This is a genomic window from Streptomyces sp. C1-1, assembly GCF_050214755.1.
Lineage (GTDB): Bacteria > Actinomycetota > Actinomycetes > Streptomycetales > Streptomycetaceae > Streptomyces.
In genome coordinates, this window is the sequence record NZ_CP189826.1 from 5752578 (window position 1) to 5774793 (window position 22216).

Below are 22216 nucleotides of genomic sequence, written 5' to 3' on the forward strand. Positions count from 1 at the left end.
CACAAAAAAAGTTCGAAATATCAGCCAGATCGTGCGACACACCGGCCCAATTGGCGGATGGCCTCGCGCAAACCCCTCTACGGTGTGAGGCGTGAGCAGCAGCGGCCTCATCTACGCAGTCATTGTCGGGGCCTGGGCCGCCTACTTGGTGCCGATGTGGCTACGTAGGCAGGACGAGTTGAACGAGGCCCGTCCGACGGAACGCTTCAGCACAGCCATCCGGTTGCTGTCCGGACGGGCGGGGATGGAGCGCCGGTACGCCAAGGACCTGCGCGCGCGCTCCGCCGAAGAGGGGGAGCCCGGCGCCGACGCTCCGGACGTGGTCACCGACTCGGTGGACGTCCGGGCCTTCGCCATGCCTCCGGCGCGGCACCAGACCCGCGCGGAAGTGCAGTCTCCGGCGCCCCGGCGCGCGCAACCGGCGCGCGAGCAGACGGGGGCGCCGGCGGCCGCGTCGAGTGCCGCCCCGGCGCGCGCATCGAACTCCGCGCCCGCGCGCGCATCCGACTCCGCGCCCGCGCGCAAGCGCCCACCCGTCGCGCGGCGCACGCCGTCCCAGGAGGCGGCCGCAGCGCGCGCCCGGCGCACGAAGGTTCTCGCACGCCGTCGGCGCACAACCGTCATGCTCTTCCTCGCCTTCACGCTCGGCGCGATCGTCGCCGCCGTCGGCGGTCTCACCTTCCTCTGGGCGCCCGGAGTCCCCGCCGTACTGCTCAGCGCGTACATCGCCTACCTGCGCTCCCAGGAACGCCGTCGCTTCGCCTACCAAATGGACCGGCGTCGTGCCGAGGCGGCCGCGCAGCGGCTCAGGGAGCGCGCCCGGCAGCCGCGCAGGCGCGTGACCGCCGAGGTCGACGCCGACGAACCGGAAGAAGGCCCAGAGACCGGGACCGATCCCGGGCTGTCCGCGCTCGCCGCCGACCGCCGGGCCCTGGTGGAGCAGACGGACCACGCGGAGTGGGTCGACCAGCAGCGTGAGCGGCAGCGGCGGCCCGGGCACGGGGACAGCTGGGACCCGGTGCCGGTGCCGTTGCCGACGTACGTGACCGCGCCGGTCGCGCCGCGGGCCACCGCGGACGTGGATCTCGGGGCGCCGGACGCGTGGAGTTCGGCGCGGTCGAGTTCCGTCGCCCCCGAGCAGGAGGCGCAGGCCGGCACCCGGGCCGAGCGGCGGGACGCGGGTGCGGCAGACGAGGACGCGACCTGCGAGGACGCCGCGGAGGCGAAGGCGGACGACGACGGGCGCTGTGACGCCCGCCGGGCGGCTTCCGCGCGGCGGGCCAGGGAGCGGGGGCGTACGCCGTTGTTCGACCAGTACGAGGACGGCGAGCGGCCGCGGGCCGCCAACGAGTAGCGCCACCGGGCGCCACCACGCGCCCCCACCCGCCCCACCTGTGGTGCTGCCGTCCGGCGGGCCCGGAACGGATTTCCAAGCACGCGGATCGGGGTGCTAGAGTTTCACTCGTTGCAAGGGCCTGTGGCGCAGTCCGGTAGCGCACCTCGTTCGCATCGAGGGGGCCAGGGGTTCAAATCCCCTCAGGTCCACGCAGCATAGAGCCCCTGTCGGTGATGGCCGACAGGGGCTCTTGCACGTCCTGCGGGGGAGGCCGCGGGCGAACGCGCGAAGTCGCCCGCTCGCCCCGGCAGTTGAGTGGGACCGGCTCCCTTCGGCCGCCCCTGGAGGCGGTTTCGCGGGAGTTCGGCCGGCCCAGCCGCCCGGCCCTGGCCCCCTTGCCCAGCCGGCCTCGCCCGGCCAATCGCCCGGCCGCCCCGCCCCGCCCCGCCCCGCTACAGAGCCTTCCCAAAGCAGCGGCTCGCTTCGTAGTGCCGGTAGTAGCCGAACTTCCCGCAGGGCTCGTAGCCGCTGGAGGTGTACAGGGCGATGGCCTCCGGCTGCTTGGTGCCGGTCTCCAGGACCATCCGGGCCCGCCCAGCCGCCCGGGCGTCCTCCTCCAGGGCGGCCAGGATGCGCCGGGCGACGCCCCGGCCCCGCATCGCCTCCACCACGAACATGCGCTTGAGCTCGGCGTCCCCGTCGAGGTTGCCCTCGCCGTTGGCGTCCTGGGCGCGCCAGCCGCCGGTGGCCACCGGGGTGTCGTCCACGTCGTAGGCGATCAGGTAGACGCCGTTCGGCGGCTCGAAGTCGGCCGGGTCGAGGAGGGTGGCGTCGCCGCCGTCGCCGTAGCGGACGTGGTATTCGGCCTGGACCTCGTCGTTGAGCTTGACGGCGTCGGGGTGGTCGAAGGAGACCCGGCGTATGTTCATGCTGTGGACCGTACACCTATGCGAAGTAGGGGAAAGGACGACGTCCAGTGTGCCGGTATCGTTCCCGCGTGCCCACTGTGACCTCGGACAACCTGTCCAGCCGCCGAGGTCGGCCATGAGGCCGAGGAGAGTGTTTTGCCAACGGTGACCTCCGTCAACGTCAACGGACTGCGTGCCGCCGCGAAGAAGGGCTTCGTGGAGTGGCTCGCTGGGACCGACGCCGACGTGCTCTGCCTGCAGGAGGTGCGGGCCGAGCCGCAGCAGCTGCCGGAGCAGGTCCGTACCCCGGACGGCTGGCACGTCGTGCACGCGCCCGCCGCCGCCAAGGGCCGGGCCGGCGTCTCCCTCTACACCCGCCGCGAGCCCGACCGCGTCCAAGTCGGCTTCGGATCGGCCGAGTTCGACACCAGCGGGCGCTACGTCGAGGCCGACCTGCCCGGCATCACCGTCGCCTCCCTCTACCTCCCCTCCGGCGAGGTCGGCACCGAACGCCAGGACGAGAAGGTCCGCTTCATGGGCGAGTTCCTCACCTATCTGAAGGGTCTGCGCGAGCGGGCCGCGGCCGACGGCCGGGAGGTCGTCGTCTGCGGCGACTGGAACATCGCCCACCGGCCCGCCGACCTGAAGAACTGGCGCGCCAACCAGAAGAACTCCGGGTTCCTGCCGGAGGAGCGGGACTGGCTCTCCCGGGTCCTCGACCCCGCGGACGGCGGTTACGTCGACGTCGTACGGGCGCTGCACCCGGAGGCGGAGGGGCCGTACTCGTGGTGGTCGTACCGGGGGCGGGCCTTCGACAACGACACTGGCTGGCGCATCGACTACCACTTCGCCACGCCCGGGCTGGCGGCCAGGGCCGTCAAGGGGTACGTGGAGCGGGCGGCCACGCATGCCGAGCGGTGGTCGGACCACGCGCCGGTGACCGTCGTGTACGAGTGAGACCCCCGGCGCCGTGCGCGAAGCGCGACGAACGTCACAGCGCCGTCGCCGACGACCCCGGTTGTCGAACGGGTGAGCGGACATGCTCCCTGTACGGAACGGCGCGGACGGCGTAGGACGGTGCTCACCGGTCGGAGGGGCGACGCGTGCGGGGGCAGGAGCGGGGCGGCGGCCACAACGAGATCAGCGGTGGCGTCCTGCACGGACCCAGCGTGCAGGCGTCGGCGGTGTACGGCGGGATCCACATCGGCTCCGACGACGCGGCGGCCGCCCGGGCGCGGCCGTGGCAGCTGCCGCCGGCGGTCGCGCTGACGGACCGTACCGCCGAGGTCGCGAGCCTGGACGGGGTGCGGGCCCGCGCCGTGCGCCACGGGCAGGCGGCCCTCGCCGCGGTGAGCGGCCTGGGCGGGGTCGGCAAGACGGCCCTGGCCCTGGCGTGGCTGCACCGGCTGCGCCCCGACTACCCGGGCGGTCAGCTCTACGCCGACCTGGGCGCCCAGTCACCGGCCGGTCCCGCCGACCCCGGCGAGGTGCTCGGCGGATTCCTCCGCGGGCTCGGTGTGCCGCCGCAGCAGGTGCCGTACGGCATCGCGGAGCGTGCCGCCCTCTACCGCTCCCTCACCGCCGAGCGCCGAATCGTGGTGCTGCTGGACGACGCCGCGACGGCGGCGCAGGTACGGCCGCTGCTGCCCGGCGGGCCGAACGTCACCCTGGTCACCAGCCGTCGGCGGATGTCGGGGCTGGCCCTCGAAGGCGGCCACCAGGTGCATCTGGAGCCGCTCGCCCCGGAGGCCGCCGTCGAGCTGCTGGCGGTCACCCTCGCCGACGACCGGGTGGCCACGCAGCCGGACGACGCCCGTGAGCTGGTCGGTCTGTGTGCCGGGTTGCCACTCGCGGTACGGGTCGCGGGCGCCCGGCTCGCGGCCCGGCCGCATCGGCGGATCACCACGATGGTCCGGGCGCTGGCGGCGGAGCGGGGCCGGCTGGACGCGCTGGCGATCGACGGCGACCAGGGGGTGCGGGCGGCGTTGGACCTGTCGTACCAGGGGCTGCCCGCCGACGCGGCCCGGCTCTACCGGCTGCTCGGGCTGCACCCGGGCACGGAGTTCGGGACGGCGGCGGTGCGGGCGCTACTCGGCGGGGCGGGCGGAGGCGCGGACGATCCGGTGGACCGGTCCGCGGGCGGGCTGCTGGACGTCCTGCACGACGCCAATCTGCTCGTCGAGGTCGGTGAGGACCGTTACCGGTTCCACGACCTCGTACGACTGCACGCCGTGGCCCGAGTGGAGGAGGACGAGCCGGCCGGGGAGCGGGCGGCGGCGTTCCGGCGGTTCGCCGACCACTGCGTGGCCACCGCGACCCGCGCCGAGACGGCCGTCGACCCCCGGCATCCGCTGCGTGAGCGCTCGTACGGGCCCGGCCCTGTGGTCACGGAGGACTTCGGCGACGGGGAGCAGGCGGCCCTGGACTGGACGGAGCGGGAACTGCCCACCCTGATGGCGGTCGTCCGCCGGGCCCGGGCCGCGGGCGCTCCCGAGGCCGGCTGGCAACTCGCCGACGCGCTGGGGCCGTTCTTCATCCGGCGCAAGCACTACGACCACTGGTGCGCCGCCTACCGCGACGGGCTCGCCGCCGCGGAGGCACTGGCGGACACGGCGGCCCGGTGCCGGATGCTGACCTCCGGCGGGCTCGGCGAGCTGGGCCGGGGGGACCATGCGCGGGCGCTGGAGATGTTCGAGCGGGCGGCACGGCTCTTCGAGGCCGAGGGGGACCGGCTCGGTCACGCCCGCACCCTGAACTACCGGGGGCTCGCCGAACACCGCCTGGGCCGGCTGGACGCGGCGGCCGAGCTGTTCGCCCGGGCCGCCGTGGAACTGCCCGACTGCGGCGACCACCGGGCCGGGGCGCTCGCCCGCCTCAACGCGGCCGACGTCGAACTGGCCCTGGGCCGGCCGGTGCGGGCCGCAGAGGAGGCCGCGGCGGCGCACGCGGTGCTGCGGGACATGCACGACCCGTACAACGCCGCGCGCGCCGAGATCCTGCTCGGCCGGGTCGCCCTGCGCCGCGGCCGGCCGGAGGAGGCCGAGGAACGGCTCCTCTCCGCGCTGGCCGTGCTGCGGGAGGCCGGCGCCCACTACGAGGTGGCGCGCGCCCTGGAGGCGCTGGGCGAGGCGGCCGGCCGGCGCGGCCTGAACGGCCTCGCCCGCGACCGCTACCAGGAGGCGCTCGACCTCTACACGGCGGTGCACCGCCCGGCACCGGCGGCCGACGTACGCGCCCGCCTTCGCGAACTGCCCGGGGAGGACGCCCCCGAGGCCACTCAGAACGACGGCTCCCCGGCGGACGGGGACGGGGACGGGGTCGGGGGTGGCTGACCCCGTTCGGCGGACGGCGGCCGTGCGGGAGACTCCCGCAGCACCGCGAACGGCCCGCCCGGCGCCTGAGCCAGCCGGTCCGGCGGCAGCCCCGCCACCAGCCAGGCATGCGCCAGCGAGGCCCAGGTCGGCCACGAGCACAGGGCGGCATGCCGAGAGGTGAGCGTCAGCCGTACGACATCGCCGGCGCCGGAGCCGGCGCTGGTGTGCCCGGCACACAAGTCGAGTGCCGGGCCCAGGCGGAGCCAGCAGTGGGCGGCGTCGTGCACGGCCACCACCGCCGCCCCCGGGTGGGCCCTGGCCAGGGTGTCGGCCCTGGTGGGGCCCGGGCCGGGGGCCACCAGGACGTCGGCGAGCAGAGGCCAGGGAGGCGGCGCGGGCAGGACCACCCGCAGATGCCGGTCCACGACCGCACGCAGCAGGCCGGTGACCGAGACCTCGTGTGCGTGCGGGCTGGTGACCGAGACCTCGTGTGCGTGCGGGCTGGTGACCAAGACCTCGTGTGCGTGCGGCTCGGTGAGCGGGACCTCGTGTGCGTGCGGGCTGGTGAGGGGGGCCTCGTGCGCGTGCGGGCTGGTGAGGTGGACCTCGTATGCGTGCGGCTCGGTGAGCGGGACTCCGTGCGCGTGCGGCCCGGTGAGGTGGACCTCGTATGCGCGCGGGCCGGTAAGCGGGACTCCGTGCGCGCGCGGGTCGGTGAGGTGGACCTCGTGCGCGTGCGGGCTGGTGAGGGGGACCTCGTGCGCGTGCGGCACGGTGAGCGGGACCTCGTATGCGTGCCGGTCGGTGAGGGGGATCTCGTATGCGTGCGGGCCGGGCATCGACACCTCGTGCGCGTGCGAGCCGGAGTGCCAGACCTCGTATGCGTGCGGCGCGTTCATGAGGTGCCGTAGCGGACCGTCACCGGGGGGACGGCGCGTTCGGGTGTGGTGGGGGCCGACGGGGCGCGGAGGCGGAGTCCGCGGTAGATCAGGGCGCGCATCAGGGAGGCGAAGCGGCCGGGTTCGGAGCTGAGGCGGGAGGCGATGCGGGCGTAGTCGTCCGCGCGGTACGCGGCGCCGCTGCCGCGCAGTTGGCGGCGCAGGGAGCGGCCGCGGCGGATCCGGGGCGCGAGGGCGCGCAGTTCGGCCATGGGGGAGCCGGGGTCCAGGTCGGTGTCCGGGGAGCCGGCGGTCAGGATGCGGGCGCCGGTCATGGTCCCGTACAGGGCCACCGAGCCGTGGTCGCCCACGATGTGGTCCGCGGCGACCACCGCGCCGGCCCACTCCGCGTGCTGGCTGACCAGGGCGACGCCGGCCCGGGCGAGACCGGCGAAGGCGCTGCGGATGTGCCACTCGCTGTGCGCGTTCCAGACGTGCGAGTGGAGCATCACGACGATGCGGAACTCCTCGCGGGGCAGTTCGGCGGCCAGCCGCGCCAGCAGGTCCCACTGCCGGCCCAGCAGGGAGTCGGGCCCCCAGGTCGAGCAGACCAGCACGAGTTCCTGCCCGGGACGAGCGCCCAACGCCCGCCGGTACAGCGCCCGGTGGGGCAGGCTGGCCGCCACCCGGTCGTGGCAGGGGTCGCCCACCACCTCGGCCACCGGCAGCGCCTCGGGGCACAGCCGGCCGAGGCGGATCCGGTCCTGCTCGTGCGCCAGGGCGATCGCGGCGGGCACGACCACCCCGTCCCGGACGAGCCACTGCCGGCCCAGTCCGTACACCTCGCGGGCGGCCGTGCCCCGGCCGCGCGGACCGCCGGGCGCCGAGATCCGCTTGTTGTACGACGCCCCGTGCGGCAGCACGACCACCGGCACGTTCAGCTCGTGCAGCCCGCCGTGGCTCGCGGCCAGCGCGAGGTCGAAACGGGTGTGGACGGCCTGGCTCCAGGGCACCACCAGCGCCCGGATGCTCTCCAGGAAGCGTTCCACGCCGTCGTTGAAGACGTCGTTCGCCATGGTGAAGACGGTCTGGATCCGCGGATCTCCCTCCAGTAATCGGACCGCCTCCAGCAGGCGCTGTGCGGAGGTCACCGTGTGGACGACCGCGAGCACCCGCCGACGAATGCGGAAGGTGGCCCAGCGCTCCACGTCGAGGCGCAGGGGGACGGCAGGGCGCCGGTCGGCGTCCGGCATCAACAGACTCATACGAACTCCCCCGTGGAATCCATGAGTTGGCGGACAGTTCGGGTGGGGCCACAGGCGGCCGCCGAGAGCGGTCTGCCCACGGGGGATGGACGGCGGCCTTGCAGAAACCTTGCACGGCGGCGGAAGCGGGGAGCCCGGTTCCCGCATGCGCCCCTCACGCGCCCGTGCGCCCTGTCCCGCCCCCTGTGGCCCCTCACCCGCTGCGGCACCGTGAAGGTGAACAGGTGTCCGTACGCTCCGCGGAAACCACCTGGGGGACGTGGTGGACCTTCTTGCACTGGGGCCTCTCGAACTGTGGCACCAGGGGCACCAGTACCCGCTCGGCTCGGTCAAAGAGCGCTGTGTGCTGGCCGTGCTGCTGTACGCCCGGGGGGACCCGGTCTCCGTGGACACCCTGGTCGACCGGGTCTGGGACGACGAGGACCCGCCCCCGACCGCCGTGGACACCCTGCGCACCTACCTCTCCCGGCTGCGCACCCGCCTCGACCGCGCGGTCGGCGCGCTGGCCCAGGTCGAGCGCACCTCACCGGGCCGTTACCGGCTGCGGGTGGAGGGCCCGGACGACGTGGACCTCGTACGGTTCCAGCGGCTGCGCGCCGAGGCGCGGGCCGCCGCCGGGCGCGGGGAGCGGGAGTACGCCGTGGGACTGCTGCACACCGCGGCGGCACTGTGGCGCGGAGAGCCGTTCGCGGAGTTCGGCGGCGACTGGGCGGCCTCGGTGCGGGCCCGGCTGACCGAGGACCACCGCCGGGTGCGCGAGGAACGCATCCGGCTGGAGCTGGAACTGGGCCGGCACGCCGACCTCGTCGGCGAACTGCACGAACTGGTCTCGCAGAACCCGCTCGCCCAGCAGGCCGTGGCCGCGCTGATGCTGGCCCTGCACCGCTCGGGCCGCGACGACGAGGCACTCGCCGTGTACGGCGGCACCCGGCGCCGTCTGCGCGACGAGCTGGGCATCGACCCGGGCGCCGACCTGCAGAGCCTGCACGTCCGCATCCTCGCCCAGGACCCGGCGCTCTCGGACCCGCCGCTTCGGGCCACCGCCCTCACGCCGTCTTCCCCACCGCCCGGCGCCCCAGCACCGGGGGAGTCCGACGGCGCGAGCGGCAGCAGCCTGCCGCGGGACACCCGGGACTTCACCGGCCGCACGAGCGAGCTGGAGCTGTTGCTCGCCGACCCGACCCCCGACGGCCACGGCACGGCGCTGCCGCTCACCGTCGTGCACGGCATGCCCGGCGTGGGGAAGTCCGCGCTGATCGTCCACGCCGCGCACCGCCTGCGCGCCCGCTACCCGGACGGCCGGTTCTACGTCGACCTGCGGGCCTACAGCGACCAGCCGCCGTACGAGCCCGCCGACGCCCTGGCGTTCCTGCTGCACGCCGCCGGCGTGCCCGACCCGCTGCCCGCCACCCTCGACGAGCGGATCGCGCGCTGGCGGGAGTGGACCGCGCACCGTCGTGTCCTGGTCGTCCTCGACAACGCGCGAGACGCCGAGCAGGTACGGCCGCTCCTGCCGGGTTCGCCGCGCTGCCGGGCGATCGTGGCCAGCCGCAACGTGCTCGCCGACCTGGACGGCGCCGGCTTCCTGCCGCTGGACGTGCTGTCCGTGTCGGAGGCCGCCTTGCTGTTCGCGCGGGTCGCGGGCGCGGCCCGGGTCTCGGACACCGCCACCCTGCGCCGCGTCGTCGAACTGTGCGCCTGCCATCCGCTGACCCTGCAGTTGCTGGCCGGCCGGTTCCGGCACCGGGACACCTGGGACCTGGAGTACGTCGTCGACCGGCTCGCCCGCGCCGACGACCGCCTCGACGAGTTCGGTGAACGTGTCGCCGCCGCCCTGCGGCTGAGCTGCGCCGATCTCGATCCGGCGGCCCGGCGGCTGTTCCGCCGGCTGGCGCTGCATCCTGGCCCGGACATCACGCTGGAGGCGGCGACGGCGCTGTCGGGGGAGGCGGACGCGGGTGCCGTGCGGCGCGCGGCGGACTCGCTGCTGGACCGTCATCTGCTGGACGAGCCCGTCCGGGACCGGTACCGGCTCCACGACCTGGCGCGCGCCTTCGGGTTGCGTCTGGGCCGGTGCGAGGATCCGGAGCCGGCGCGGCGCGCGGCGCTGCGCCGGCTCATGGCGTACTTCCTCACCACCGCCGACCGCGCGGACCGGCTGGTCCATCCCCGCCGCCGCAGACGGCAGGTGCCGCCGGAGCTCGGCTCCCCGTGCGCCGCGGACTTCTCCGCCGCGCATGACAGCGGGGCCGCGGTCGACGCGGCGGCGGTGTGGCTGAGCGTGGAGCGGGCCAACCTGCTGGCCGTGGCGCGCACGGCGGCGGCCGAGTTCCCGGAGTACGCCGTGCTGTTCCCGCACGTCCTGGCCCACTCCCTCAGGCGCTGGGGCACCCACGACATCACCGCGGAGCTGCACGAGGCGGCCCTGGCGGTGCTCCGGCCGGGCGGCGACGGTGCCGCCCTCGCCCAGCTCCTGGTGGAGCGGGCGGGCGCGCTGGCCCGGGAGAACCACGCGGCGGCCCTCGCCGCGGCGACGGAGGCGTCGGCCCTGTTCGAGGATCTCGACGACGACCGGGGTCGCGCGGACGCACTGCTGGAGATCGGCCGCGCCCACCTCGGGGCCGGGCGGGGCGAGGCGTGTCTGCGGGAACTGGACCGGGCCCTGGAGCTGTACCGGCGGGTGGGGGACCGGCACGGGGTGGCGGCGACGCTGAACGTGCAGGGGACGGCGTCGGTGCACCGGGCGGAGTACGGGGAGGCCATGCGGCGCTTTGCCACGGTGCTGGACATCAGCCGGGAGCTCGGCGACGTGACCGGGGAGGCGATCGCCTGGAACAACACGGGCGACATCCTCATGGCCACGAAGCGCTACCCGGAGGCCCGGCACCACTACGAGCAGGCGCTGGCCCTGATGCGGGACGTCGGCGGCCGCAAGGAGCTGGCCGTGATCCACATGAACCTGGGCGCCGTTCTGCAGGCCACCGGTCAGTCGGCCCTGGCCCTCACCTGTTTCCGGCGGGCCCTGGCCGGTCACCGGGCGGGCGGGGACGCCATCGGCGAGGTGAACACGCTCATCTGCCTGGGCGAGACGTGCGCGGCGGCGGGGCGGACGGACGACGCCCTCGCGCATTTCCACGCGGCGGAGAAAGTCTCCCGAAGAATCGATAATTCATACGAGAGACAAAGGGCATTGCTCGGAGTCGCCGACACGCAGTGCCGGGCGGGGCGGTGGAACGAAGCATTGGAGACGTATCGAAGCGCGCTGGAGATAGCGAGAAAGTACAGCTATTCGCTCTGCTCGGCGCACGCTCTGGCGGGGATTTCCCGGACCTGTCTCTCGCTGCGGAACGTGTCCGCCGCCCGCGCCCATGCGGAGGACGCGCTGGCGCTCTACCAGCGGTTGGGGGTGGTGGCCGAGGCGGAGGAACTGCGTCGGCTCCTGGCGGCTACCAAATGCACTCCGCATACGCTGCGGTCATGTTCATGACGTAAATAAGCGCGGTGCAGAGCGCGACCGCGGCAAGCGAACCTCTGGGCACTTCACTCCCTGACGCGTACAAATGTTTGCGCAAATTCAGTTCGAATCTGCGGGGAAAGACTAGCGGAAGGAGTGCGACCGCTGAGACGTTTTACCGCTCGGATTTCCGTTTATTCGTCAACTGTCCGAGCCGTCGGTCCAGTGCCAGGGACATTTCCGCCTCGATCACGCTCCGCGCGAGCGGGCGCAGGCGGTGCAGGTCCTCCTCGGGACCGTGGCGCAGGACCAGTTCGGCGAACATCTCGGCCAGGGCGTCGGCGTGCTCGCGGACGTGGGCGCCCGCCTGCAGGACCTCGGCGAGCGGGATGCCCTCGCGGACCAGCGCGGAGGAGACGTCGAGCAGGCGCCGGCTGATGTGGACGATCTCGCCGCCGTCGGTGCCGAGGTAGCCGAGGTCGAGGGCGGCGGCGAGGTTCTCCGTGGTGACCTGTCCCTCGAAGCGGGCGGCGAGTTCCTCGGGAGTGAGCCGGACCGGCTCCTCCTCGGTCGGCTCGACGCCCAGCAGGTCGGCGACGTCACGGCCGTGGTCCAGGGCCTCGGCCAGTTCCGCGATGCCGGTGAGGGTGTGGCCGCGCTCCAGCAGTGCCGCGATCGTGCGCAGACGGGCCAGGTGGTCGTCGTCGTACCAGGCGATGCGGCCCTCGCGGCGGGGCGGCGGGATCAGCTTGCGTTCGCGGTAGAAGCGCAGGGTGCGCACCGTGATGCCGGCCAGGCGGGCCAGTTCCTCCATGCGGTACTCACGCTTGTCAGCCACGCCCGAACCCTACGTTGTACCCGCGGTAACTTTCCTGGCCCCGCCCCCTACCCATCGGTACGGAGCTGTTCTAACCTCCCACTGCGCCAGTATTCACTGGCATGGTCGCGTGAGGGAAGGGCGTCGGCATGGCTGAGCGGGAGCATGTGCGGGTGGCGGTGATCGGGTCCGGGTTCGGCGGGCTCGGCGCCGCCGTACGGCTGCGGCGCGAGGGCGTCACGGACTTCGTGGTGCTGGAGCGGGCGAGCAGCGTCGGCGGCACCTGGCGCGACAACAGTTACCCCGGGTGCGCCTGCGACGTGCCCTCGCACCTGTACTCCTTCTCCTTCGCCCCCAACCCGGACTGGCCGCGCACCTTCTCCGGGCAGGAGCACATCCACTCCTACCTCGAGCACGTCACGGACCTCTTCGGGCTGCGCCCGCACATCCGCTTCGACTCCGAGGTGAAGCGGATGACCTGGAACGGCGAGAAACTGCGCTGGGACATCGAGACGGCCGGGGGAAGCCTCTCGGCCGACTTCGTCGTCTCCGCCACCGGGCCACTGTCCGATCCCAAGATCCCCGAGATCCCCGGGCTGGACTCCTTCCCCGGCAAGGTCTTCCACTCCGCCCGCTGGGACCACGACTACGACCTGCGCGGCAAGCGCGTCGCGATGGTGGGGACGGGCGCGTCGGCCATCCAGATCGTGCCGAGCATCCAGCCCGAGGTCTCCCGGCTCACCCTCTTCCAGCGCACCCCGCCGTGGGTCATGCCCCGCGTCGACCGGGCCATCAGCGGCGCCGAGCGGGCCCTGCACCGGGCGCTGCCCTTCACCGCGCAGGCCCGCCGCGGACTGCTGTGGGGCATCAGGGAGCTGCAGGTCCAGGCGTTCACCAAGCACCCCAACGAGCTCGGTTTCGTCGAGCAGTTGGCGAAACGAAACATGGCCCGGGCCATCAAGGACCCGGCCCTGCGCGCCAAGCTGACTCCCGACTACCGCATCGGCTGCAAGCGGATCCTGCTGAGCAGCACGTACTACCCGGCGCTCGCCAAGCCCAACGTGGACGTCGCCGCCGGCGGGCTGAGCGAGGTCCGCGGGTCGACGGTCGTGGCCGCCGACGGCACCGAGGCCGAGGTCGACGCGATCATCTTCGGCACCGGGTTCCACGTCACCGACATGCCGATCGCGGAGCGGGTCGTGGGCGCGGACGGCCGGACGCTCGCCGAGACCTGGAAGGGCGGGATGGAGGCGCTGCGCGGGGCGTCCGTGCCGGGCTTCCCCAACTGGATGACCGTCATCGGGCCCAACACCGGGCTCGGCAACTCCTCGATGATCCTCATGATCGAGTCGCAGCTCAACTACATGGTCGACTTCCTGCGGCAGCTGGACGTGCTGGGCGGCCGCGCGGCCCTCGACGCCCGCCCGAGCGCCGTCTCCGCCTGGACCCGGCGGGTGCAGGAGCGCATGAAGCGCACGGTCTGGGACACCGGCGGCTGCACCAGCTGGTACATGGACGCGAACGGCCGCAACACCACCATCTGGCCGGGTACGACCACCGAGTTCCGGCGGGCGACGCGGCGGGTGGACCTCGCGGAGTACGAACTCGTGCGCGAACCGGCGGCGAAGGGGACGGCCGGGGACTCGGCGAAGAAGGAGGTGTCCGCGTGAGCCGCCTCATGCACGTCTCCTCCGGGCCGTACGCGCCGCCCGAGCCCGTCCGCGTGCTCACCGTCACCTCCGCCGACGGCGCCGCCCTCCACGTCGAGGTGCATGGACCCGAGGACGCCCCCGCCGTCGTCCTCGCCCACGGCTGGACCTGCTCCACCGCCTTCTGGGCCGCGCAGATCCGGGACCTCGCCGCCGACCACCGCGTCATCGCCTACGACCAGCGCGGCCACGGACGCAGCCCGGCGAGCCCCGCCTGCACCACCGACGCCCTCGCCGACGACCTCGAAGCCGTGCTGAAGGCGACCCTCGCGCCCGGCGAGAAGGCCGTGATCGCCGGTCACTCCATGGGCGGCATGACGGTGATGGCGGCCTCGACCCGGCCCGTCTTCCGGGAGCACGCGGCGGCCGTTCTGCTGTGCAGCACCGGCTCCTCGCGGCTGGTCGCCGAGTCGACCGTCGTTCCCATGCGGCCCGGCCGGCTGCGGACCTGGCTGACCCGGAACATCCTCGGGGCGCGGGCCCCGCTCGGGCCGGTGACGCCCCTCGCCCGACGGATCCTCAAGTACGGGACGATGGGGCCGGGTTCGGCACCGCACATGGTGGAGGCGTGCGCGCGGATCGTGCACGCGTGTCCGCGCAAGGTGCGCCACGCCTGGTCGAACGTCCTCGACCTGCTCGATCTCGACCACGGCGTACGGGAGTTGAGGGTGCCGACGGCCGTCGTCCACGGGACCGCCGACCGGCTCACCCCGCCCGTGCACGCGCGGGCGCTGGTGGCCGCGCTGCCGAACTGCGTGGACTCGACCGAGCTGCCGGGGCTCGGCCACATGACGCCGGTCGAGGCGCCGGATCTGGTCAGCGGCCGCATCCGGGACCTCGTGACGACGTACGCAACGATCAAGGAGGGCGCATGAGCAAGGTCAGCCTCGAGGGACAGGTCGCCGTCGTCACGGGCGCCGCGCGGGGAGTGGGCGAGCTGCTCGCCCGCAAACTGTCGGCGCGCGGCGCCAAGGTGGCGCTGGTGGGGCTGGAACCGGACGCCCTCAAACAGGTCTCCGAACGGCTGCACAGCGAGAGCGACCACTGGTACGCCGACGTCACCGACCACGAGGCGATGGCCCGGGTCGCGCAGGAGGTCAAGGAGCGCTTCGGGAAGGTCGACATCGTGGTCGCCAACGCCGGAGTGGCGACCGGCGGCCCCTTCGTGGACTCCGACCCCGAGGCGTGGCGGCGGGTCATCGAGGTGAACCTCATCGGATCCGCCGTGACCGCCCGCGCGTTCCTGCCCGTTCTGATGGAGAGCCGCGGCTATCTGCTGCAGATCGCCTCCCTCGCCGCGATCACCCCGGCACCGATGATGACCGCGTACTGCGCCTCCAAGTCCGGTGTGGAGGCGTACGCGCACAGCCTGCGGGCCGAGGTCGGCTACAAGGGCGTACGGGTCGGCGTCGGCTATCTGTCGTGGACCGACACGGACATGGTGCGCGGCGCCGACCAGGACGAGGTCATGCGGGAGTTGCGGCAGCGGCTGCCGTGGCCGTCCAACAAGACCTATCCGCTGGGCCCGGCCGTCGACCGCCTCGTGGCCGGCATCGAGCGGCGCTCCAGCCATGTGTACGGGCAGTGGTGGCTGCGCGGGATGCAGGGCGTGCGCGGGTACCTGCCGGGGATCATCGGGTCGGTCGGGCAGCGGGAGATGAAGCGGTTCGCGCCCCGGTTGGCGGGGATGCGGCAGGGGCTCGTCGGCGCAGGTGGGGCGGCCGACGAGGAGGCCCGGGCTACGCACCGTAACTGATCGAAATGCGCGCTGTGTCCGCCCGTGTGAATCTGATGAAGGCCCCGCTCAGGGGCTCTTCCCCCCACTCGATACGGGAGTGAACCCACATGGGTATGAAGGACAAGTTCCAGGACCAGTCGGAGCAGTGGCAGCAGCAGGCCAAGCAGAAGGCCCAGGAGGCCAGGGAGCAGGGCCAGCAGCGTGGCCGGCAGGACCGGGACCGCATGCGTGACGAGCAGCCGGAGCGGATGCGCGAGGAGCAGGACCGGCTCGACGAGGACTTCGACGCCTAGTCGCTGCGTTCGGCTTGGTCGAGGTTGAGTGGGGTGCCCTGCGTTTGCGGGGCGCCCCACTTCCCCGTTCTGTGCGCGGTTCCCCGCGCCCCCTCAGGAGTGGGGCGTTGTCCTGGCAGGGAGCTTGGGGCGGGATCTGTTGGGGACATCTGAATAGTCCGGGGGAGTTGCCGGGGGGTTGGACTCCAGGAGTTCCACGGCCAGTTGGACCGCGTCGTCCAGTTGGGCGTGGCGGCCCTCCGCCCAGTCCAGGGGGGTGCGGAGGATCTCCAGGTCCGGGGTCACGCCCCGGTTCTCCACGCCCCAGCCGTACGCGTCGAACCACGCCGCGTTCATCGGGACCGTGATCACCGTGCCGTCGCCCAGTTCGTGGCGGCCGGTCATGCCGACCACTCCGCCCCAGGTGCGCTGGCCGATGACGGGGCCGAGCTTCAGGAGTTTGAAGGCCGCCGTGATCATGTCGCCGTCGGAGGAGGTCGCCTCGTCGGCGAGGGCGACCACCGGGCCGCGCGGGGCGTTGGAGGCGTACGACACCGGCTGGGCGTTCCGCGTCAGGTCCCAGCCGATGATGGTGCGGGTCAGCTTCTCCACCACCAGTTCGCTGATGTGCCCGCCCGCGTTGCCGCGCACGTCGACGATGAGGGCGGGGCGGGACACCTCCATCCGCAGGTCCCGGTTGAACTGGGCCCAGCCCGAGCCGCCCATGTCCGGGATGTGCAGGTAGCCGCAGCGTCCGCCGCTCAACTCCCTTACGACAGCCCGGCGTTTGGCGACCCAGTCCTGGTAGCGCAGGGGGCGTTCGTCGACCAGGGGGACCACGGCGACCCGGCGTGAGCGGCCAGCCTCGCCCTCCGCGGGCGTGAAGGTGAGCTCGACGGTCGTGCCGCCCGCGCCCGCCAGCAGCGGATACGGCCCGGTCAGCGGGTCCACCGGCCGGCCGTCGACATGGGTGAGGACGGCGCCCTCACGGATTCCCGTGCCCGCCAGCGGGGAGCGCGCCTTGGAGTCCGAGGAGTCGCCGGGCAGGATCCGCCTGACCACCCAACCCGCGTCCCTGCGGACGAAGTTGGCGCCCAGCAGGCCCTGCCGGCGCTGGTAGTGGGGCGGTCCCTCGTTGCGGCGGGCGGCGGTGACGTAGGCGTGGGAGGTGCCCAGTTCGCCCAGCACCTCGCGCAGCAGGTCGGCGAACTCGTCCGGGGACGCGACCCGTTCGACCAGCGGACGGTACTGGTCGAGCACTGCGGCCCAGTCGACGCCGCACATCCCCGGGTCCCAGAAGTAGGCCCGGATCAGCCGGCCCGCCTCCTCGTACGACTGGCGCCACTCGGCCGCCGGGTCGACCTCGTGCAGGATGCGGCGCAGGTCGATCCAGACCGTCGTGTCCCCGTCGCCCGACTCGCTCGAGGGGACCGCGCGCAGATCGCCCTCGTCGACCACCACCAGGCGGGTGCCGTCGCCGCTGACCGCGAACCAGTCGAGGTGGTCGACCAGTTCGGACTTTTTCGCCTTGCTGATGTTGAAGTGCTCCAGCGTCGGCCGGCCGCTGGTGTCGTCCGGGTTGACGAAGGTCTCGCCGAGCGCGCCCGAGATCGGCCAGCGCAGCCAGACCAGCCCGCCGCCCGCCACCGGATACAGCGCCGAGTACTTCGAGGCGGCGACCGGGAAGGGCGTGACCCTGTTCTCCAGCCCCTCGACCTCGACGGTCACCGCGCCGTCGCCCTCCTCCTCGTCGACGGGGTCCAGCCCGCCGGCGGCCGGCCGGCCCTCCGGGTTCAGCGCGAAGGGGGAGGGGGTCGCGGACGACAGCGGGACCAGGTAGGGACGGCAGCCGAGCGGGAAGGACAGGTCCCCGGTGTGGACGTCGTAGACCGGATCGAAGCCGCGCCAGGAGAGGAACGCCAGATAGCGGCCGTCCCTGGTGAACACCGGGTTCTCGTCCTCGAAGCGGCCGTTGGTCACGTCCACGACCAGCCGTTCCGCCCGGCCCTTGGGGGCGATACGGGCCATCTTGATCTGGCGCAGGGTCCGGCCGATCCCCGGGTGCGACCACGTCAGCCACCCCCCGTCCGGCGAGAAGGCGAGGTCCCGCACGGGGCCGTTGACCGACCGGATCAGCTCGGTCACCTCGCCGTTGGAGTCCTCGGTGGCGTCGATCAGCAGCAGGCGCCCGTCGTGCGAGGCGAGGGCAAGGCGCTCGCCCCGGGGGTCGGAGACCAGTTCCAGGACGCGGCCCAGCTCCCCGGAGGCCAGGCGGCGCGGCTCCCGGTCGCCGCTCGCGCGCGGCAGCTGGGCGATCTCGACGGCGTCGTCGCCCTCCGCGTCCGTCACGTAGGCGACCTGGCCGGTCGAGCCCAGCATCTCCGGGAGCCGGACCCGCACGCCGGGGGTGTCCGTGATCGTGCGGGCGGGTCCGTCGCGGTGGGTGAGCCAGTACAGGCTGCCGCGTACGACGACGGCGCTCGCGCGGCCGGTCTCGTCGACGGAGAGGCCGTTGACGTGCTGTCCGGCCGGCACCTGGTAGCCGCGGCGTCCGGCGCGCGGCCCGCTCAGCCGCACGTCGAGTCTGCGCGGCTCGGCGGCGAGGTCGTCGACGATCCACAGGTCCCCGGCGCACTGGTAGACCACCCGGGTGCCGTCGCTGGAGGCGTGCCGGGCGTAGAAGGCGTCGTGATCGGTGTGGCGGCGCAGGTCGGAGCCGTCGTACGCGCACGAGTACAGGTTGCCGATGCCCTCGTGGTCGGAGAGGAAGGCGATCCGGCCGCCGACGAACATCGGGGAGTGGAGGTGGCCCTCCAGACCCTCGAGCAGCCGTTCGCCGTGGAACCACAGCCGGCCCGTCGCCCCGCCCCGGTACCGCTTCCAGGCGGCCGGCTCGTGCGGCGGGGTGCCGGTGAGCAGCAGGGTCTTGCGCTCGCCGGCGATCTCGGCGACCTGGATGTCGGAGACCGGGCCCCAGGGGAGCTTGCGGCCGGGGTCGCCGTCGGGGGAGACCTTGTAGGCCCAGGTGAAGTAGGAGAAGGGCTCGCCGTGGGAGGCGACGGCCAGGATGGTGCCCTGCGGGGTCCAGCCGCAGACCTGGGTGTCGGCGGAGCCCCAGTGGGTGAGCTGCCTGCTGGGCCCGCCGTCCACCGGCAGCACGTGGATCTCCGGCACCAGGCTGCGCCAGCTCGTGCAGGCGATGGCGGCGCCGTCCGGCGAGAAGCGCGGATGGCCGGTCTTCGTACGGTCGACGGTGAGGCGCCAGGCGCGCCCCGGGCCGTCGAGGGGGGCCAGCCAGAGGTCGTCCTCGGCCACGAAGCACAACAGGTCACCGCTCAGGTGCGGCAGGCGCAGATAGCTCACCTCCTCATGCTTTTCCGGCAAATCGGGCCGGGCAACTTATGTGTCCTTCATGTTCGTGAGCCAAGACACGTACGAAACGGTTTCGTTTCGCTCGGCTGGGGGGTATCTTCGTGAACGTACGAAGAAACGAACGTCCCGAGCGGGAAGGTGAGTGGCATGACCGAGGTGACAACCGCGCGTCGCAGTCGCATCACGCCCGAGCGCGAGGCCGAGCTGTACGAGGCCGTGCTCGACCTGCTCAGGGAGGTCGGCTACGACGCCCTCACCATGGACGCCGTGGCGGCCCGCACCAAGTCCAGCAAGGCGACGCTCTACCGCCAGTGGGGCGGCAAGGCCGAGCTGGTCGCGAAGGCGGTGCGGCACAACAAGCCGGGCGGCTTCGGTCTCGGTGAGATCGACACCGGGTCGCTCAGGGGCGACCTGCACGCCCTGACCATGCGTTCGGACGACTGCGAGATGGAGCAGAACTCCGCGCTGATGCGAGGTCTGGCCATGGCCATCCATGGCAACCCGGACCTGCTGAAGGCGTTCAGGGAGTATCTGATCGAGCCGGAGATGGCGGAGTTCCGCCGTGTGCTGCAACGGGCGATCGACCGGGGCGAGGTCCGTGCGGACAACCCCGCGATCGACTACGTGATGCACATGATGATCGGCGGGTTCGCCGCCCGCACGATGATCGACGAGCAGCCGCCGACGCAGGCGTTCCTTCTCTCCTACATCGACGCCGTGGTCCTTCCGGCCCTCGGCGTCTGACCCCTCCCCACCCCCTCCCCGCCACCTGACGTCGCCGCTCAAGTCGTCGGGACGGTCATCCGTGCCTCCCCGCCGGGTGATCACCCCTGCTCCGAAACACCCCACGACCTGACCGGGAGTACGCCCACGTGGCCACGTTCCTCTATCGACTCGGCCGGTTCGCCTTCCGGCGACGGCACTTCGTCGCACTGTTCTGGGTGGCGCTGCTGACGTTCGCGGGCGTCGCCGCGGCCAACGCGCCCGCGGCCGGCTCCACCTCCTTCTCCATTCCGGGCACGGAAGCGCAGAAAGCCTTCGACCTGCTGGACCAGCGCTTCCCCGGCTCCAGTTCCGACGGTGCCACCGCCCGCGTCGTCTTCAAGGCGCCCGGTGGCGAGAAGATGACCGACGCCGCCAACAAGGCGGCGGTCGAGAAGACGGTGAAGGAGCTGGCCGACGGCTCCGAGGTCACCTCCGTCGCCGACCCGTACACCGCGCACGCCGTCAGCAAGGACGGCACGGTGGCATACGCGTCCGTGCGGTACGACAAGTCCGGCATGGAACTCAAGGACGCCTCCCGCACCGCCCTGGAGGACACCGCCCAGCAGGCGCGGGACGCCGGGCTGACCGTCGAGATCGGCGGCGACGCGCTGCAGGCGGGCGCCGAACCGGGCGCGGCCGGAGAGGTCGTCGGCCTCGCCATCGCCGCCGTCGTCCTCGTCATCACCCTCGGCTCACTCGTCGCCGCCGGACTGCCGCTGCTGACGGCGATCATCGGCGTCGGCATCGGCGTCTCCGGCATCACCGCCCTCGCCAAGGCGCTCGACCTCGGCGACACCACCTCCACCCTCGCCCTGATGATCGGGCTCGCGGTCGGCATCGACTACGCGCTGTTCATCGTCTCCCGCTACCGCGGCGAACTCGCCGAGGGCCGCAGCCGCGAGGAGGCGGTCGGCCGGGCGGCCGGCACGGCCGGCTCCGCGGTGGTCTTCGCCGGCCTGACGGTCGTGATCGCGCTGGCCGGCCTGTCGGTCGTCGGCGTCCCGATGCTGACCAAGATGGGCCTCGCGGCGGCCGGCACCGTCCTGGTGGCCGTCCTCATCGCGCTGACCATGATCCCGGCGCTGCTCGGCTACGCCGGCCGCAAGGTCAGGCCGGCGGGCGAGAAGCGCCGCAGGACCGACGGCGCCCGCTCCGCCAAGCCCGGCCTGGGCGAGCGCTGGGCCAGCTTTGTCGTACGGCGCCCGGCCGCCGTACTGCTGCTCGGCGTGGTCGGCCTCGGCGCGGTCGCCGTCCCGGCCACCCAGCTGGAACTGGGCCTGCCCGACGACGGTTCGCAGCCGACGTCCACGACGCAGCGGCGCGCCTACGACCTGCTGTCCGAGGGCTTCGGACCCGGCTTCAACGGCCCCCTGATGATCGTCGTCGACGCCAAGGGCAGCGACGACCCCAAGGCGGCGGCGACCCGTGTCGGCGACGACATCAAGGGCCTGAAGGACGTCACGACGGTCACCCCGGCGGTCTTCAACAAGGCCGGCGACACCGCGATGATCACCGTGGTCCCGGGCTCCAAGCCGTCCTCCACGCAGACCGAGGACCTGGTGCACGCGATCCGCGACAAGGGCGCGGACGTCAGGGCCGACTCCGACGCGAAGGTTCTGGTCACCGGCACCACGGCCATGAACATCGACTTCTCGCAGAAGCTCAACGACGCGCTGATCCCGTATCTGGGCCTGGTGGTCGGTCTCGCGTTCCTGCTGCTGATCGCGGTGTTCCGCTCGATCCTGGTCCCGCTGAAGGCGGCCCTCGGCTTCCTGCTCAGCGTGCTGGCCGCGCTCGGCGCGGTGGTCGCGGTCTTCCAGTGGGGCTGGCTCGGCGGGCTGCTCGGGGTCGAGCAGACCGGCCCGATCATGTCGATGATGCCGATCTTCATGGTGGGCGTGGTCTTCGGCCTGGCCATGGACTACGAGGTGTTCCTCGTGACCCGTATGCGCGAGGCGTACGTCCACGGAGAGACGCCCGGCCAGGCCGTGGTCACCGGATTCCGGCACAGCGCGCGGGTCGTGGCGGCCGCAGCGGTCATCATGATCGCCGTCTTCGGAGGCTTCATCACCTCCAGTGAGTCCATGATCAAGATGATCGGCTTCGGCCTGGCCATCGCCGTCTTCTTCGACGCGTTCATCGTCCGCATGGCCATCGTCCCGGCGGTCCTGGCGCTGCTCGGCCGCAGGGCCTGGTGGCTGCCGAAGTGGCTGGACCGGGCGCTGCCCAACGTGGACGTCGAGGGCGAGGGACTGAGGACCCTCGACGGCGCCGACGGCGACCGGGACTCGGATCCGGACGAGGACCGGGAGCTGGTGAAGGCCTGACGGCCCGAGGGCCTTCGCGGTCCTGAGAGCCTTCGCGGGCCCTGAGGACCGGATGACGGGC

15 protein-coding genes and 1 tRNA gene are annotated in these 22216 nt (G+C 72.9%); 11 read left to right on the forward strand and 5 right to left on the reverse strand.

The genetic code is table 11. From position 1 onward, the window contains the following. Positions 1–91 precede the first annotated feature (91 nt). Together sepX and ACQF4J_RS26395 are read left to right on the forward strand one after the other, a co-directional pair. Positions 92–1354 carry a divisome protein SepX/GlpR gene (gene sepX, locus ACQF4J_RS26390; RefSeq protein ID WP_427166914.1) on the forward strand — a complete coding sequence of 421 codons (1263 nt, stop codon included), beginning with the start codon at positions 92–94 and terminating at the stop codon, positions 1352–1354. 117 nt (positions 1355–1471) lie between these two features. Further along, positions 1472–1545, forward strand: a tRNA-Ala gene (locus tag ACQF4J_RS26395). Between the two features lie 243 nt (positions 1546–1788). Here ACQF4J_RS26395 and ACQF4J_RS26400 read toward each other — a convergent pair. Further along, on the reverse strand, positions 1789–2265 hold the full coding sequence (locus tag ACQF4J_RS26400) for a GNAT family N-acetyltransferase (protein ID WP_351565026.1): 477 nt from the start codon (positions 2263–2265) through the stop codon (positions 1789–1791). 135 nt (positions 2266–2400) lie between these two features. Between ACQF4J_RS26400 and ACQF4J_RS26405 the strand changes: the two genes are divergently transcribed. Together ACQF4J_RS26405 and ACQF4J_RS26410 are read left to right on the forward strand one after the other, a co-directional pair. Further along, positions 2401–3201: an exodeoxyribonuclease III gene (locus tag ACQF4J_RS26405; RefSeq protein ID WP_351565029.1), complete on the forward strand. Its 801-nt coding sequence runs from the start codon at positions 2401–2403 to the stop codon at positions 3199–3201. A 146-nt stretch (positions 3202–3347) separates the two neighbouring features. After that, complete coding sequence (locus ACQF4J_RS26410) at positions 3348–5576, forward strand: ATP-binding protein (RefSeq protein ID WP_427166915.1); 2229 nt, start codon at positions 3348–3350, stop codon at positions 5574–5576. On the opposite strand, the gene ACQF4J_RS26415 is transcribed toward ACQF4J_RS26410, so the two are convergent. Both ACQF4J_RS26415 and ACQF4J_RS26420 read right to left on the reverse strand, forming a co-directional pair. After that, a complete protein-coding gene (locus tag ACQF4J_RS26415; RefSeq protein ID WP_427166916.1) occupies positions 5522–6457 on the reverse strand; it encodes a hypothetical protein in 936 nt (311 codons plus the stop codon). The genes ACQF4J_RS26410 and ACQF4J_RS26415 overlap by 55 nt on opposite strands. Continuing rightward, positions 6454–7701 carry a hypothetical protein gene (locus ACQF4J_RS26420; RefSeq protein WP_351565038.1) on the reverse strand — a complete coding sequence of 416 codons (1248 nt, stop codon included), beginning with the start codon at positions 7699–7701 and terminating at the stop codon, positions 6454–6456. The genes ACQF4J_RS26415 and ACQF4J_RS26420 overlap by 4 nt, the downstream gene beginning before the upstream one ends. 259 nt (positions 7702–7960) lie before the next feature. Between ACQF4J_RS26420 and ACQF4J_RS26425 the strand changes: the two genes are divergently transcribed. Continuing rightward, positions 7961–11188 carry an AfsR/SARP family transcriptional regulator gene (locus ACQF4J_RS26425; protein ID WP_427166917.1) on the forward strand — a complete coding sequence of 1076 codons (3228 nt, stop codon included), beginning with the start codon at positions 7961–7963 and terminating at the stop codon, positions 11186–11188. A gap of 142 nt (positions 11189–11330) precedes the next feature. Here ACQF4J_RS26425 and ACQF4J_RS26430 read toward each other — a convergent pair whose 3' ends face one another. Next, positions 11331–11993 carry a MerR family transcriptional regulator gene (locus tag ACQF4J_RS26430; protein ID WP_351565043.1) on the reverse strand — a complete coding sequence of 221 codons (663 nt, stop codon included), beginning with the start codon at positions 11991–11993 and terminating at the stop codon, positions 11331–11333. Between the two features lie 128 nt (positions 11994–12121). On the opposite strand from ACQF4J_RS26430, the gene ACQF4J_RS26435 reads away from it, so the two are divergent. The 4 genes from ACQF4J_RS26435 to ACQF4J_RS26450 all read left to right on the forward strand — a co-directional run bounded on the left by ACQF4J_RS26435 (position 12122) and on the right by ACQF4J_RS26450 (position 15712). Beyond that, a complete protein-coding gene (locus tag ACQF4J_RS26435; protein ID WP_427166918.1) occupies positions 12122–13642 on the forward strand; it encodes a flavin-containing monooxygenase in 1521 nt (506 codons plus the stop codon). Next, on the forward strand, positions 13639–14556 hold the full coding sequence (locus ACQF4J_RS26440) for an alpha/beta fold hydrolase (RefSeq protein WP_427166919.1): 918 nt from the start codon (positions 13639–13641) through the stop codon (positions 14554–14556). Before ACQF4J_RS26435 ends, ACQF4J_RS26440 begins: the two co-directional genes overlap by 4 nt. Beyond that, entirely contained in the window at positions 14553–15437 is an 885-nt protein-coding gene (locus ACQF4J_RS26445; protein ID WP_351565053.1) for an SDR family oxidoreductase, read from the forward strand. The genes ACQF4J_RS26440 and ACQF4J_RS26445 overlap by 4 nt, the downstream gene beginning before the upstream one ends. Before the next feature lie 89 nt (positions 15438–15526). Further along, complete coding sequence (locus ACQF4J_RS26450) at positions 15527–15712, forward strand: hypothetical protein (RefSeq protein WP_351565059.1); 186 nt, start codon at positions 15527–15529, stop codon at positions 15710–15712. Between the two features lie 93 nt (positions 15713–15805). On the opposite strand, the gene ACQF4J_RS26455 is transcribed toward ACQF4J_RS26450, so the two are convergent. Beyond that, a complete protein-coding gene (locus ACQF4J_RS26455) occupies positions 15806–19054 on the reverse strand; it encodes a S41 family peptidase (RefSeq protein ID WP_427166920.1) in 3249 nt (1082 codons plus the stop codon). A 156-nt stretch (positions 19055–19210) separates the two neighbouring features. Here ACQF4J_RS26455 and ACQF4J_RS26460 point away from each other — a divergent pair, with 156 nt between their 5' ends. Both ACQF4J_RS26460 and ACQF4J_RS26465 read left to right on the forward strand, forming a co-directional pair. Continuing rightward, positions 19211–19807: a TetR/AcrR family transcriptional regulator gene (locus tag ACQF4J_RS26460; protein ID WP_351565065.1), complete on the forward strand. Its 597-nt coding sequence runs from the start codon at positions 19211–19213 to the stop codon at positions 19805–19807. Positions 19808–19935: 128 nt separating this feature from the next. Further along, on the forward strand, positions 19936–22155 hold the full coding sequence (locus ACQF4J_RS26465) for an MMPL family transporter (protein WP_427166921.1): 2220 nt from the start codon (positions 19936–19938) through the stop codon (positions 22153–22155). Positions 22156–22216 lie beyond the last annotated feature (61 nt).

What these genes read in the sequence shown, in the direction of transcription:
- ACQF4J_RS26400 (WP_351565026.1), bottom strand. Translation starts at nt 2,265, where the DNA reads ATGAACATACGCCGGGTCTCCTTCGACCACCCCGACGCCGTCAAGCTC.
- ACQF4J_RS26415 (WP_427166916.1), bottom strand. Translation starts at nt 6,457, where the DNA reads ATGAACGCGCCGCACGCATACGAGGTCTGGCACTCCGGCTCGCACGCG.
- ACQF4J_RS26420 (WP_351565038.1), bottom strand. Translation starts at nt 7,701, where the DNA reads ATGAGTCTGTTGATGCCGGACGCCGACCGGCGCCCTGCCGTCCCCCTG.
- ACQF4J_RS26435 (WP_427166918.1), top strand. Translation starts at nt 12,122, where the DNA reads ATGGCTGAGCGGGAGCATGTGCGGGTGGCGGTGATCGGGTCCGGGTTC.
- ACQF4J_RS26445 (WP_351565053.1), top strand. Translation starts at nt 14,553, where the DNA reads ATGAGCAAGGTCAGCCTCGAGGGACAGGTCGCCGTCGTCACGGGCGCC.
- ACQF4J_RS26450 (WP_351565059.1), top strand. Translation starts at nt 15,527, where the DNA reads ATGGGTATGAAGGACAAGTTCCAGGACCAGTCGGAGCAGTGGCAGCAG.
- ACQF4J_RS26460 (WP_351565065.1), top strand. Translation starts at nt 19,211, where the DNA reads ATGACCGAGGTGACAACCGCGCGTCGCAGTCGCATCACGCCCGAGCGC.